Raw genomic sequence first — 12,814 nt, forward strand, 5'->3', positions numbered from 1 at the left:
CTGCCCACCTAGCCAGCCGATCACCGCCGGGGGCACATCCAGGGCACATGAGCCTGGGAAACGGCGTTGACCCGTGAGAACTACGGAGAAGAGTTTCCCCAGGTCAACGCACATTTCCCTGCGAAACCCCAGGTCAGCACCGCACCCCTCCCACTCGCTGCACGAGTGGCAGGACTTCAGCCACCGGCTGCACGAGGCGGGGCATCAGGCGTACTGCCTGGTGTGGCCCTGAGCCGGGGTTCCGGTGGTAGCGGGCGGGGTCTTCGGACCCACCCCTTCCAGTGCCGGGGAAAGGCCTTCCCGCATCCGGGGTGTATGAGCTGAAACCCGGGGCACCCATATGCGCCCACGGTCCGCCGAGCGCTGGGCGGCACCCGGCGAGACCACCCTCTCGCCCCCGCCGCCACCAGCACGCCGACGCTGATCACGATCGCGCGGACAGCCTCGGGGCGAGCAGCTCCAGCACTTCCTCCCAGCGATAGCGGTCGGCCCCGCCGCCCGCCTTCGGCCGGTGAGGCTCGTAGGAGCCGATCAGGACACCCATCTCGCGCAGCAGGTCCAGACTCCGTCGGTACGCAGGGTGGGCGGCCTGGGCGGAGTTCAGGTACGGCAGCACGGCGACCGGAACGCCCATGGCGGGCGCCTCGCACAGGATGCCCAGCGCGAGGTTGTCGGAGATTCCGGCGGCCCACTTGTTGACCGTGTTGAAGGTGGCCGGGGCGACCGCGATCGCATCCGCAGCTCGGCTAGGGCGCGGTTCCCTCGGTGATCGCCAGGCCGAGCGGATGGGGCGGCCGGTCTGGGCCTCGACCGCCTCGGCATCAAGGAAGCCGACTCCTTGCGGGGTGGCGACGACGCCGACGTCCCAGTGCCGTTCCTGTGCCGCGGTGATCAGTCGGCCGACGTCGGCGGCGATCCCGGCCGCGCAGACCACGATCTGGAGGAACGGCTTGTCGTGCTGGTCACTCACGCGGGCACTCCCAGTCGGCGGCTGACACTGACGCATGTGCAGCTTGGGCAGTGTCTCAGCCGATGCACGTCTCGCCGTCGGTGATCGCTGAACTTCAGAGGACCACGGCCCCGGCGGACACCCCCGTCAAGGCCGCCGAACAGCGCTGGGCCGCATACGCTCCACCCGGAACCGCCGCCCTCTTCGCCGGTGACCCCCTCCTGCACACCGACCTCGCCCCGCACAACGTGCTCGTGGACGACCGTGCCCACATCATCGACTGGGCCTGGCCCACACGCGGTGCAGCCTGGATCGACCCCGCCATCCTCATCCTGCGGATCCTCGAAGCCGGACACACGCTCGTCGATGCGGACGCCCTCGCCTGCCGCTTCCCCTCCTGGCGCACCGCACCGGCGGAGGCCAAGAAGGCGTTCGCCGCCGCCAACGCCGCGGCGTGGCAGGAGATCGCCCGGGCCGATGCCGCGCCCTGGAAGGCTTCGATGGCCGGCCACGCGGTCGCCTTCCATGTCCACCTGCATGCCAAGCCCGGCAACAGGTAGAGCGGGAAAGCCGCGGCCCGAAGGAGGCCAGTGACGCCCTCTCCCGCTCGGAGCGCTGATGACGGCTCGGGAGCCAGGCAGGTCCTCTACTCGCTCCTAGCCTGCTTGTCGGTGTCAGGACTGGTCCAGGCCGCAGTCGAAGCGGCGATCATGGAGATGGCGGCCAGGAACACAAAAAGGTGGCTGTACCCACCTAGTGGTGCGGCGAGCGCGGCTCCGGCGAAGGGGGCCATGGCGGCCGCAGTGGTTGCCGGTGCCGCGAGGAGTCCGGAGAGCCGACCGTAGTGGGCGGTTCCCCACCGGTCGGTGACGGCGGTGGCCTGGAGCAGGGTGAGCTTGCCTCGGACCATGCCGGCCGCGATGGACACGGCGACCAGCAAGGCATAGGGGCCCGAGACGGCGGCGAAAGCGGCGGTGGTGAGGCCGCCGAGAGCGATCAGGATCGTCGTGCGGGCCGTCACGGTGGTGCGACGGGCCAGTGCGGCGTACAGGGTGCGGCCGAGGGTTTGTCCGGCCCCGCCGAGTCCAAGCGCCCAGGCGGCCTGGCTGGTCGTGTAGCCGCGTTCCATGAGAAGCGGGACGAGGGCCACGACGACGGCGTACATCGTGAACGCCGACAGGGTGAAGGCTGCTGCGAGCAGCAGGAACGGTCTGCTGCGCTCTGTTCTGGACTCGCCGGTGTCCGCATGCGCGGTCGTGGGTGGGGCGTCGGGCCACGGGGCACGCAGCGCCAGAGCGTGGGCGGGGATGGTGACGGTGGCGAGGACGGCGGCCAGTACGAGGTAGGTGTGGCGCCAGGAGAGGTGGTCGGCGAGCAGGGCGGTCAGCGGTGCGAAGACGGTGGAGGCCAGGCCGCCGGCGAGGGTGACGACGGTCAGGGCCCGGATGTGGTCGGGGGCCCACCAGCGGGTGAGGGCGGCGAAGGCGGGCTGGTAGAAGGTCGCCGCCATGGCGAGTCCGGCGAGTGACCAGCCGACGAAGAAGACGGTCAGGTTGGGAGCTGTGGCGACCACCAGCAGGCTGGTGACGCCGAGGGCCGAGCCGATCGTCATGACGGCGCGCGGGCCATGCCGGTCGAGGATGCGCCCGACACGGATTCCGGCGAGCGCGGAGACGAGGAGGCCGAGCGAGAACGCCGCGGTGGTCGCTCCGGCCGGCCAACCGGTCGCGGCGGTGATCTGGGGGTTGAGGACGGGGAAGGCGTAGTAGACGATGCCCCAGCTCACGATCTGCGTCAGGCAGAGGGCGGGGAGGGCGGCGCGGGGCCGCGACCGGTCCCCTGTTCCGGTCGCGGCCCCGCTGTCGCGGGTGTGGAGGCCGGTCACGAGCCGCAGCAGCCGCCCGCCGGTGCTTCCTCGGCAGCCGTGCCCACCGCCGCGGGCGCGGCGAGCTGGACGAGCTGGGGTTCCGGTGCGGCGCAGCAGCCGCCGGTCTGCTGGGCGTCGGGGGTGTCGAACAGGCCCGCGCCGCCGCAGACTCCGGTCTCGGGGAGGGTGAGTTCGACGCGGTCGGCGGAGTCGAGGTCGCCGGCGATGGCCGCGGCGACGGAGCGGACCTGCTCGTAGCCGGTCATGGCCAGGAAGGTGGGGGCGCGGCCGTAGGACTTCATGCCGACCAGGTAGACGCCCTGCTCGGGGTGGGAGAGCTCCCGGTGACCGTGCGGGTAGACGGTGCCGCAGGAGTGCTGGTTGGGGTCGATCAGCGGGGCGAGTTCCACCGGCGCCTGGAGCCGCTCGTCCAGGCCCAGGCGCAGCTCGTCCAGGAAGGACAGGTCGGGGCGGAAGCCGGTCAGCACGATCACCTCGTCCACCGGGTCGAGACGACGTCCGTCCTCGCCCACCAGGACGAGGCGTCCGTCGGCGTCGCGTTCGAACGCCTCGGCGCGGAAGCCGGTGACCGCGTCCGCGTGCCCCTTGTCGACGGCGGCCTTCGCGGCGAGGCCGAGGGCGCCGCGGGCGGGCAGCTGGTCGGCGGCGCCGCCGCCGAAGGTGGAGCCGGAGATGCCGCGGCGCAGGATCCACACCGCGTGCGTGCCCGTGCCGCCCTCGGACTCGGCCAGCTCGGCGAGGTACGCGAGCGCGGTGAAGGCGGAGGCGCCCGAGCCGATGACGGCCGTGCGCTTACCCGCGTACCGGGCACGGACGGTCGGGTCCTTCAGATCCGGTACGCGGTAGGTGATCCGGTCGGCCGCCGCCTTCTCGCCGAGCGCGGGCAGGCCGCTGCCGCCGGCCGGGCCGGCCGTGGCCCACGTACCGGAGGCGTCGATCACCGCGCGGGCGAAGACGCGCTCCTCACGGCCGTCGGCGTACTCGACGTGCACGACGAACGGCTGCTGTTCCCGGTCGGCGTCGACGATCCGGTCGCGGCCGGCCCTGGAGACACCGGTGACGGTGGCCCCGGCGCGGACCCGGTCGCCGAGGGCGTCCGCGAGAGGCTGCAGATACTGCTCGGCCCAGTCACCGCCGGACGGGTACGTCGCCGGGTCGGGCCGGGTCCAGCCCGTGGGGGCCAGGAGCTTCTCGGCGGCCGGGTCGACGACCTCGCCCCAGGTGGAGAACAGGCGCACGTGGCTCCACTCACGCACGGCCGCGCCGGCACGGCCGCCCGCTTCCAGGACGAGGGGCTCGATGCCGTGCTCGACGAGGTGGGCGGCGGCGGCGAGCCCGACGGGGCCGGCCCCGATGACGACGACAGGGAGCTGCTGGGTACTCATGATGCTCGGTCTCCTCGGGGACGAAGGGGTCAGCGCGCGTGGGTGAAGGCGGTCAGCTGGGCGTGCTGCCTGCGTTCGGCCGCCCGGGTGGCGCTGTCGCTGACCTGGGCGCAGCTGTCGCAGAAGCTGACGCCGGCCAGGTGGCGGGCGGCGCGGCGGGCCCGGGCCGCGGTGAGCACGGTACGGAGGGTGGTGGTCACGACGACTCCTTGCTTCGACGCCTGTCGATGTCTCTCCACGCCTCGGAGCTTGCCACCCGTATCGACGAGTGTCAACATAGACACATGTCGAATTCAGAGGTCGTGGAACTGCCCGTCCTGCAGGACGGCGACGCGGCGCCGTGCTGCCCGCCGATCACCGCCGGTGAGCTGTCCCCGGCGGACGCGGAGAAGATGGCCGCCATGTTCAAGGCGCTCTCGGACCCGGTGCGCCTGCGCCTCTTCTCCAAGATCGCCTCCCATCCGGGCGGCGAGGCGTGCGTGTGCGACATCGCCGACGTCGGCGTCTCCCAGCCGACCGTCTCCCACCACCTCAGGAAGCTCCGCGAGGCCGGCCTGCTGACCTCGGAGCGGCGCGGCACCTGGGTCTACTACCAGGTCGCCCCGTCCGTGGTGGCGGCCATGGCCGCCCTGCTCGACCTGCGCGGCTGACCACCGCCCGAGCCGGATCCACGGCCAGACGCCGCGGCCGGGCGGGACGGCGACGACGTCGCCGGGCGAGGCGGCCCCACCGGCGCCGCGCCGGCGTCCAGGATCACGTGGTCGAGGCCCTGGTGGCGCAGGCGGTGGCCGGCGGCGAGCCGGTCTGGCCGCCGCCGACCACCACCACGTCCGTGTGCTGCGTCACGGCGCCGTCGTCACCGTGCCGGCGGCGAACTTCTTGCGCCAGGCCAGCGCGACGTAGACCAGGCCGATCAGCACCGGGACTTCGATGAGCGGGCCGACGACGCCGGAGAGGGCCTGGCCGGAGGTGACGCCGAAGGTGGCGATGGCGACCGCGATGGCCAGCTCGAAGTTGTTGCCCGCCGCGGTGAACGCCAGCGTGGTGGTGCGGTCGTAGGCGAGCCCGAGGCCCTTCCCGAGGAGGAAGGTGCCGAAGAACATGACCGCGAAGTACACCAGCAGCGGCAGCGCGATCCGGGCGACGTCCCAAGGCTGGGAGGTGATGGTCTTGCCCTGCAGGGCGAAGAGGATGACGATCGTGAACAGCAGCCCGTACAGCGCCCAGGGGCCGATCCTCGGCAGGAAGCGCTGTTCGTAGCCTTCACGGCCCATCTTCCGCTCGCCGATCCGGCGGGTCAGGAAGCCGGCCAGCAGCGGGACGCCGAGGAAGACGACCACGTTCAGGGCGATCTCCCCCATCGAGATGTCCAGGTGCTCCCCGTCGCCGAGACCGAGCCAGCCGGGCAACAGGTCGAGGTAGAACCAGCCCAGCAGACCGAACGCGATGACCTGGAAGACGCTGTTGAGGGCGACCAGGACGGCCGCGGCCTCGCGGTCGCCGCAGGCCAGGTCGTTCCAGATGATGACCATGGCGATGCAACGGGCCAGGCCCACGATGATCAGGCCGGTGCGGTACTCGGGCAGGTCCGGCAGGAAGATCCACGCCAGGGCGAACATCACCGCGGGTCCGAGGATCCAGTTGACGACCAGGGAGGAGATCATCAGCTTCCGGTCGCCGGTGACGGCGTCCAGCCGGTCGTAGCGGACCTTGGCCAGGACCGGGTACATCATGATCAGCAGGCCGAGCGCGATCGGCAGGGAGATCCCGCCGACCTCCACCTTCGCCAGCGCGTCGTTCAGTCCGGGAATCGCTCGCCCGAGTCCCAGGCCGACGGCCATGGCGAGGAGGATCCACACCGCGAGGTAGCGGTCGAGGGTGGAGAGCTTCTTGACGATCGAGTCGTCCCCGACCCCGGCCGGAGCGGATGTGGTGGGCTCGGTGGAGGTCACGGGCAGGCCCTCTTGTTCTCGGCGGCGGTGCGGGCGGAGGCGGCGAGTTCGGCGAACTGTTCGGACAGGCCGGTCAGGACCTCGGGCTTGAGCTTGTAGTAGGTGTAGCGGCCGCAGGGCTCGGTCTCCACGATCCCGGCCTCGCGCAGCACCTTCATGTGGTTGGAGAGGTTGGTCTGCTTGGCTCCGGTCTCCTCGACCAGGTGCGTCGTGCAGAGCGTCTCGCGCGCCAGGAGGGTCACGATCCGAAGGCGGAGCGGATCACCCAGCACCCGGATCACATCAGGATCGACTGAAGTCAGCATGCACTGATACTTTCACATCATCGCCCGCTGATATCAGCGAAGGTTGAAGTCATTGGCGGCTGGGTTCCGCCATGCGACGAGAAAGAACGATCATCATGGCCGACAAGCCGTCCGTACTGTTCGTCTGCGTCCACAACGCCGGCCGCTCCCAGATGGCCGCCGGCTTCCTCCAGCACCTCGCGGGCGACCGTATCGAGGTCCGCTCCGCCGGCTCCGTCCCGGGCGACCAGGTCAACCCGGCCGCGGTGGAGGCGATGAAGGAGGCCGGTGTGGACATCACCGGCGCCAAGCCGAAGATCCTCACCACCGAGGCCGTCCAGGCGTCCGACTACGTCATCACCATGGGCTGTGGTGACGCCTGCCCGGTCTTCCCCGGCAAGAAGTACCTCGACTGGGCCCTGGAGGATCCGGCCGGCAAGGGCGTCGACGCAGTCCGCCCCATCCGCGACGGGATCAGGACGCGCATCGTGGCCCTCATCGCCGAGATCGACGCGAAGCGGGAGACGTGAACCGTCCCGGGGCAGGCAGAACTCCCGGAGCGTCCCGAGTTCGGTGGTGGCCCGGTAGTGGTCGTTCTCGTACTCGCCGGGCGGGACGTGGTCGCCGACCGTCGCGGTCCCTCCGACACCGGCCGGGTGGGTCCGGCCCAGGGCCGGAGAGACCGCGAGGACGGCGAGCGGGAGTCGAGCCTGCCTGCTCCGGACGGTGATCGCCAGGACCGCCGTGACCGCGGCGGGCGTGAGGTGGAGCAGGTTGCCACGGAGGCCCACCCGGGTTCTCGTTCCTCCTTGATGCGGTCGTACTCGGCCGGTAGCGGTCTGCTCGCGGTGACGCCTTCCGTGGCGGCCACGGCCCTTCCTGAGCTCGGGTCCCGGTGGGACCGATGAGTGGGCGGGCAGGGATCCGACGCTCCGGGCCCTGCCCGCTCCGAAGGCCCGGGAGACTCAGCCGACAGCGTGGAAGGACGGCAGGTTCTTGGAGTTGCTTCGTTCGATCCAGCCCTTTCCGTCCGCCGCGATCCCCTCCAAAAGGCGGAAGGTGTGGATGAAACCGGCCGCATCGAGGTTGACTTCGGAAATTTCCTCGGCGTCCTCGTCCGGCGCGAGTTGATGGCTGTCGGCGTCCTTGACGCGAATGTTCCTGGCCGGTCCGTTGGTGAGGAAGAGCTCCAGGTCGTAGCCGACCTCGCTGCGTTCCGTGACCTGCACGGAGGACAACGCGTCGAACCGGTAGTTGCTTCGCTGCCGATTCCCGCGTTTCGCGTCGGTGAAATCGAATTCCGAGCTCACTTCACGAACGCCGTCCTGTGTGACCAGGAAAAGACGGAAGCTGTAGCGCGAGTACCGCCAGGGGCCGCCCTTCACCCGCCCTCGCTTGTAGGGGCGCGCGGGTGTCACCAGGATGGTGTGGGTGATCACATCGCGCCAGGTGAGCTGGTAGTGGCGGAGCGCTTCGTCGACGAACAGCGTCTTGTCGCAGGCGAGCCAGGTCTCCATTTCCTGCTCACTGGGGCGGGTGGCGTCCAGGAACGACTTCCAGTTCTGGTACGCGGCTTGGCGCACAGCCAGCTGCTCCTGGTATTCCCTGGTTTCCTCGGCCAGTCGGCGGTCCTCACCCCGGGCCTCCAGCCACGAGGACCCGGCCGCGTGTCCGGACCAGACCGCGCCGCCCACGGCCAGGACGGCCAGCAGCAGCTGCGGCGCGCCGACGCCTGAGGCCACTGTTACGAGCAGGGCCAGAGTCGTGAGGCCGACAACGCCGAGGGCGACCACGCACAGCGCCTTCGTCCCCGCCGGCGTCTGGTTCTGGTGGTGGTGATCGAACAGAGTGCCTTTGCTGTAGCGGTCCCGGGCGTCCTCGGCGAGATGGCGGATCAGCCAGTTGACCCGGTCCACGCCGATTCGGCTTTCCCGGTAGAGGACCGCGATCTCGGCGACGAGGCTGTTGCGGATGTGGACGGTATGACCGAGCCATTCGTGCGGGGCGATTCCATGGGGCACGCGGATGCCGAAGTAGTGGTCGAACGAATGACGGACCTGGTTGGTGAACCCGTCCCCGGCAGAGGCGGGATCACGCGGGTGCGGGACCTGGAGCACACGGTTCCTGGTCCTCAGCCGATGTTCCTGGAACCACCATCGGCGACCGAAGTGAGCTGCGGTCAGACCCGCACCGAGCGCCACCGGCAACTCGACGGCTGCCGCGGCCGGGTCCGCGACCAGGGCCAGGACGCAGAGGAATGCGGTGGCGACGACGAACAGGCCGACTCGGACCGGGAGGGCCTCCTGGGCGGCGGCGACGGTGCTCGGACGGGGTGGCAGGGCCCGTGGCCCGATGGGGTCGGGTTCGAAATAGGCCCAGACCCGTTGGGCCCGGTGGTCGCCGAAGCGAGCCGCCTCGGCCCGCTGGCGGTGCTCGGCCCACAGGCTGTCCTTCAGCCCTCCGGTGAGCACCAGGTCGAAGTGGTGGAGGATCATGTCACGCAGACCGGGTGACAGGGCTCGCAACCGCTCCAGTACGCGTCCTGTTTCACCGTCCGGGATGCTGAGCGTCTCCAGCAGTTCGAAAGCGACGCACAGCGTGTCCTTCCACTTCCCCTCGGTGTATCCCGGTACGAGCCCGGAGGCACGGTGCAGCCGCTGGCGCTCCTCGGTGCTGAGGTCGTCGTAGGCACGTCCACTGAGCATGGCGAGCACCCAGTGGAAACGGACCTCCGCGTTGTCGTGTCCGTTGGCGATCGCGTCACTGATCAAGTCGCGAGCGCGGCTGGGGACGCCATCCTCCAGGAACCGCACACCGGTCTTGTACTTCTGCTGAGGTGACGCATCCTGGTGGCCGATGGAGACGTGGGCGTTGTGCACGACTCCGGCCTGGATTCCGACGGTGGAGCCGTAATCGGCTGAATTGTGCGTGACACTGTTGCCGTCGTTCACGACACGTCACCCGCCGCGACGACCAGGGGCGCCAGCCTGGCCACCAGCTCGGGAAACTCCGCGACCAGACCGCGTAATCTCTTGAGTGCCATGGTCGCCCTCTTGGACGCATCGGGAGTGTTCTCACCCGCCGCCCGACGGGCGACGCCCAGCTCGGCCCGCGCCTCTCGGTAGGTGTCGTCGTCGAGGGCGCCCTCGGCGTGGTGCCGCATCAGGCGTTCACGGAAACGGTCCAGTTCCGCGACCAGGTCCGCCGGGCCGGTCACCTTCGGGTCCGCGTTGAAATGGACACTGCTTTCCTTGACGGAGCCGGCCATGATGCCGACGGTGCTGTTGTGGGCGGTGTTGCTGACGTGAGCTCCGAGCCTGTCGGTCGTACGGGCCCTGTCTGCCTGGGACATGGCGATCTGCTCCTGTTCTCCCACCAGTTCCACGGCCAGCCGTGTGGCGAATGCCGCCGCGTTCGCCGCGGCCCGTGGTTGCCAGTTGCGGTCCTTCGTGCTGTTCTTCGTGCCGTCCGCCCGGTCGCTGATTCCCCGGATGATGGCCACCGGCGCCCCGTTGAGATGACCGGCCTGCGCCACGCCGGCGGCCTCCATCTCGATCGCGAGCGCGTCGTTGTAGTGCTCCCGGATCCACCGGGCCTCGGCCGAGATCCTCGAGTTCTGCACGATCTCACCGGCGGCGATCGCACCGAAGCGCACCTGCGGCGCGCGCCCCTGACCGGGCGAGCCGTCGACCCAGTCGTTCATGCGAGCCAGATGCGAGCCGAGCTGGCTGATGCCGTGCGCCGTCTCCCACACCCGGGGGCGGCTCTTGAGCCCGTCGTCCTCGCTGGTTCCTCCGTGGTAGGCGTACACGTGTGTGGCCATCACCACGTCGCCCAGCCTGGCGGTGTCCCACAGCGCACCGGCGACGCCGACGAACAACACGGCCACCGGCGAGAACTCCTGTACCGCGCGCTCGGCGATCACCGCGGCGGAATGATTCCCTTTGCTGGTCAGACCGAGCGCGACACGGCATGAGGTGCCCTGAACGGTTCCCACCTCGAACAGCGTCCCGCGCTCATGACGGTGCACCTGCGCACCGGCCAGTTTCCGGTGCACGGCCTGGTACTCGAGATTGAGGGCGGTGAGGATCACCACCAGGTCTTTCTGCATCTATTCCCTTTCCTCTCTCGTGCTTTCTTCCGTCGCGGGCGGCACAGGTCGGATCAGCGGCGGGAACAACACCGTCTTAGGGCCGGTCCGGTACAGCCGCGCGGGCCGGCCCCCCGTGCTCCTGCGACCGGAGCCGGCGGGGATGATGAATCCCTCCACGGCCTGGACTTTCCGGTAGAAATTCCGGGTGTCGAGTTCGGTGCCCCACACCGCCTCGTACACCTGCTGCAACTCGGCTATGGTGAAAAGCTCCCCGCAGAATGCCGTGGCCAGCGCCGAGGATTCGAGTTTGGTACGCGCGCGTTCGATTCCGTCCGTCACGATCCGGCGGTGGTCGAAGGCCAGTTCCACCTCACCCGACAGGACGTCTTTCGCGGGAACCCACGCGGCATCCATGGCATCCGTTCCCGCGACCGGCTCGGGGAGTCCCGGCGCGATCGCCAAGTGGGCCACGGAGACGACTCGCCCCCGTGGATCACGGCCCGCGGCCCCGTAGGTGGCCAGCTGTTCGAGGTGCACCCACCCTGCGGTCAGAGCGGTTTCCTCGCTCAACTCGCGGTGGGCGGCGTCCAGGATCTCCTCACCGGCGTGGTTGAGGAATCCGCCGGGCAGGGCCCGCATGCCCTGGAAAGGAGCTTCGCCCCGCTCCACGAGCAGGACGCACAGTCGCCCCTCGCGCAGCGTCAGGATCACGAGATCGACCGTCAGGAGCACGGATGGAGGTGACCAGGCATCAGCTTGCATGCCAGGTAAGGTACTTGGGTTACTGTCACTTTCACAAGAAGGGGACATGGGGGCCGCTCGTGCGGTGGGGAGGAGGCCCTCCGAGCGGTCGACTCGTCGTCCGCTCCGCGGCCGGGCGTGAACCGGCGGAGCGGCTCAGGGGACGGGTGATCGTGTTCCAGGAAGGCCGGGAGGACGCCCCGGGACGTGTGATCCGCCGCACGGTGCGGCGTGCACGTCGTGGCCGGCCGTCAGGAGGCGCCCCGCGGAGAGCGGGCGGAGGGGGCGCCCTTGCCGAAGGCGCGCATGGCGAGGGCGCCGGCCAGGGGGCCGGGGGCGAGGAGGAGGAAGGCGTACTCCCAGCCGACGGCCTCGGCCAGCAGGGGGGTGAGCTGGATGCTGACGACGGTGAGGGCGAAGCCGATCGCGGTCTGGCCGGTGAGCGCCGTGCCGATGTAGCGGTGGTCGGCGACCTCGCTCAGCGAGGTGGAGAACACCCCCGAGTCGGCGATCACGGCGGCGCCCCACAGTGCGCAGAAGGCGAACAGGAGCGGCGGCGGGGCGTGGAAGAGGAGCGGGGAGAGCAGGCAGCACAGGCCGCTGAGGAGAAGCGCCGTCAGGGCGGCGGGAGAGCGGCCGAAGCGGTCCGCGCCCCAGCCGCCGAGGAGGCAGCCGGCCGCTCCGCCGAGTCCCATGGCGAGGAACACCGTGATCTCCACCGAGCCCGGGAGTCCTCCCGCGGCGGGGGCCGCCAGCAGGAAGGACGGGATCCAGGTCCACAGGGCGTAGAGCTCCCACATGTGCCCGAAGTAGCCGAGGTTGGCCAGGCGCGGCCCGCGTTCGGTGAACATGGCCAGCGCGTACCGGGGGTTGCGGGCGGGAGCGGACGACGCCGTGTGGGGGCCGGGCCGGACGAGGGCCAGGGCGACGACGGAGCCCGCGAGTCCGGCCGCCGCCGCGGCGAGCAGGACACCGCGCCAGGGCAGGGAGCCCAGCCCGGCGATGAGGTGGGGAAGCGTGGAGCCGAGGGTGAGGGCGGCGATGAGGACGCCCATGGTCCTGCCCCGTCCGGCGCTGCCGGACCACGAGGCCATGAGCTTCATGCCGGTGGGATAGACCCCGGCCAGGAACATCCCGGTCATGAAGCGCAGCGGGACGGCGACGGCCGGCCCGTCGGCGACCAGGGCCAGCGCCACGGTGCAGACGGCGGCCGCCGCGGCACTGGCGGCGAGCAGGCGCTGGGGCGGGACGCGGTCCGCCAGGTTCAGGGCGGTCGAGGCCACGGCCCCGGCGACGAAACCGAACTGCACGGAGGCCGTCAGCCACACCGCGCCGCCGGCCGTGAGCCCCCAGTCGCTGCGCAGGCCGGGGACCACCGCCGACATGGAGAACCACACGGCGAGGCCGAGCACCTGCACGGCGGCGATCGCACCGCGTCGCACCCCGACGTTCACAGCCGCCCCCTCCCTTGGACCGAGACCTCGCTCCCGCGGCCCGGCCACGGCCGCGACCGCCCCCTTCC

13 protein-coding genes are annotated in these 12,814 nt (G+C 70.5%); 3 read left to right on the forward strand and 10 right to left on the reverse strand.

Annotated features, from left to right (window positions below):
• Window positions 1–424: 424 nt before the first annotated feature.
• Window positions 425–970: a flavoprotein gene (locus ADK41_RS03095; RefSeq protein ID WP_030823082.1), complete on the reverse strand. Its 546-nt coding sequence runs from the start codon at window positions 968–970 to the stop codon at window positions 425–427.
• Window positions 971–1,032: 62 nt separating this feature from the next.
• On the opposite strand from ADK41_RS03095, the gene ADK41_RS03100 reads away from it, so the two are divergent.
• Window positions 1,033–1,509, forward strand: coding sequence for a hypothetical protein (locus ADK41_RS03100; RefSeq protein ID WP_051843052.1), 477 nt, complete (start codon window positions 1,033–1,035; stop codon window positions 1,507–1,509).
• Window positions 1,510–1,595: 86 nt separating this feature from the next.
• On the opposite strand, the gene ADK41_RS03105 is transcribed toward ADK41_RS03100, so the two are convergent.
• From ADK41_RS03105 to ADK41_RS41965, 3 genes are read right to left on the reverse strand one after another with little or no spacing between them, the layout of a single operon-like run.
• Window positions 1,596–2,834: an MFS transporter gene (locus tag ADK41_RS03105; RefSeq protein ID WP_030823078.1), complete on the reverse strand. Its 1,239-nt coding sequence runs from the start codon at window positions 2,832–2,834 to the stop codon at window positions 1,596–1,598.
• Window positions 2,831–4,222 carry an NAD(P)-binding domain-containing protein gene (locus ADK41_RS03110; RefSeq protein ID WP_030823075.1) on the reverse strand — a complete coding sequence of 464 codons (1,392 nt, stop codon included), beginning with the start codon at window positions 4,220–4,222 and terminating at the stop codon, window positions 2,831–2,833. The genes ADK41_RS03105 and ADK41_RS03110 overlap by 4 nt, the downstream gene beginning before the upstream one ends.
• Window positions 4,223–4,251: 29 nt before the next feature.
• Window positions 4,252–4,422 carry a hypothetical protein gene (locus ADK41_RS41965; protein ID WP_167353441.1) on the reverse strand — a complete coding sequence of 57 codons (171 nt, stop codon included), beginning with the start codon at window positions 4,420–4,422 and terminating at the stop codon, window positions 4,252–4,254.
• Between the two features lie 84 nt (window positions 4,423–4,506).
• Between ADK41_RS41965 and ADK41_RS03115 the strand changes: the two genes are divergently transcribed.
• Window positions 4,507–4,872 carry an ArsR/SmtB family transcription factor gene (locus ADK41_RS03115; RefSeq protein ID WP_030823072.1) on the forward strand — a complete coding sequence of 122 codons (366 nt, stop codon included), beginning with the start codon at window positions 4,507–4,509 and terminating at the stop codon, window positions 4,870–4,872.
• A 192-nt stretch (window positions 4,873–5,064) separates the two neighbouring features.
• On the opposite strand, the gene arsB is transcribed toward ADK41_RS03115, so the two are convergent.
• Together arsB and ADK41_RS03125 are read right to left on the reverse strand one after the other, a co-directional pair.
• The gene (gene arsB / locus ADK41_RS03120) at window positions 5,065–6,174 is read right to left on the reverse strand and encodes an ACR3 family arsenite efflux transporter (RefSeq protein WP_030823068.1); all 1,110 of its coding nucleotides are present in this window, start codon (window positions 6,172–6,174) and stop codon (window positions 5,065–5,067) included.
• Complete coding sequence (locus tag ADK41_RS03125; RefSeq protein ID WP_030823065.1) at window positions 6,171–6,479, reverse strand: ArsR/SmtB family transcription factor; 309 nt, start codon at window positions 6,477–6,479, stop codon at window positions 6,171–6,173. The genes arsB and ADK41_RS03125 overlap by 4 nt, the downstream gene beginning before the upstream one ends.
• Before the next feature lie 95 nt (window positions 6,480–6,574).
• Between ADK41_RS03125 and ADK41_RS03130 the strand changes: the two genes are divergently transcribed.
• Window positions 6,575–6,988 carry an arsenate reductase ArsC gene (locus tag ADK41_RS03130; protein ID WP_030823062.1) on the forward strand — a complete coding sequence of 138 codons (414 nt, stop codon included), beginning with the start codon at window positions 6,575–6,577 and terminating at the stop codon, window positions 6,986–6,988.
• 435 nt (window positions 6,989–7,423) lie between these two features.
• On the opposite strand, the gene ADK41_RS03140 is transcribed toward ADK41_RS03130, so the two are convergent.
• The 4 genes from ADK41_RS03140 to ADK41_RS03155 form a co-directional block, all read right to left on the reverse strand.
• Window positions 7,424–9,409, reverse strand: a complete 1,986-nt coding sequence (locus ADK41_RS03140) for a hypothetical protein (protein ID WP_030823057.1) — start codon at window positions 9,407–9,409, stop codon at window positions 7,424–7,426.
• Complete coding sequence (locus ADK41_RS03145; protein ID WP_030823053.1) at window positions 9,406–10,569, reverse strand: 5'-methylthioadenosine/S-adenosylhomocysteine nucleosidase; 1,164 nt, start codon at window positions 10,567–10,569, stop codon at window positions 9,406–9,408. Before ADK41_RS03145 ends, ADK41_RS03140 begins: the two co-directional genes overlap by 4 nt.
• Complete coding sequence (locus ADK41_RS03150; RefSeq protein WP_030823050.1) at window positions 10,570–11,313, reverse strand: NUDIX hydrolase; 744 nt, start codon at window positions 11,311–11,313, stop codon at window positions 10,570–10,572.
• A gap of 230 nt (window positions 11,314–11,543) precedes the next feature.
• The gene (locus ADK41_RS03155; protein ID WP_030823044.1) at window positions 11,544–12,746 is read right to left on the reverse strand and encodes an MFS transporter; all 1,203 of its coding nucleotides are present in this window, start codon (window positions 12,744–12,746) and stop codon (window positions 11,544–11,546) included.
• Between the last annotated feature and the right edge of the window lie 68 nt (window positions 12,747–12,814).

The sequence above is a fragment of the Streptomyces caelestis genome (assembly GCF_001279005.1).
In the GTDB taxonomy this organism is placed as follows: domain Bacteria; phylum Actinomycetota; class Actinomycetes; order Streptomycetales; family Streptomycetaceae; genus Streptomyces; species Streptomyces heliomycini.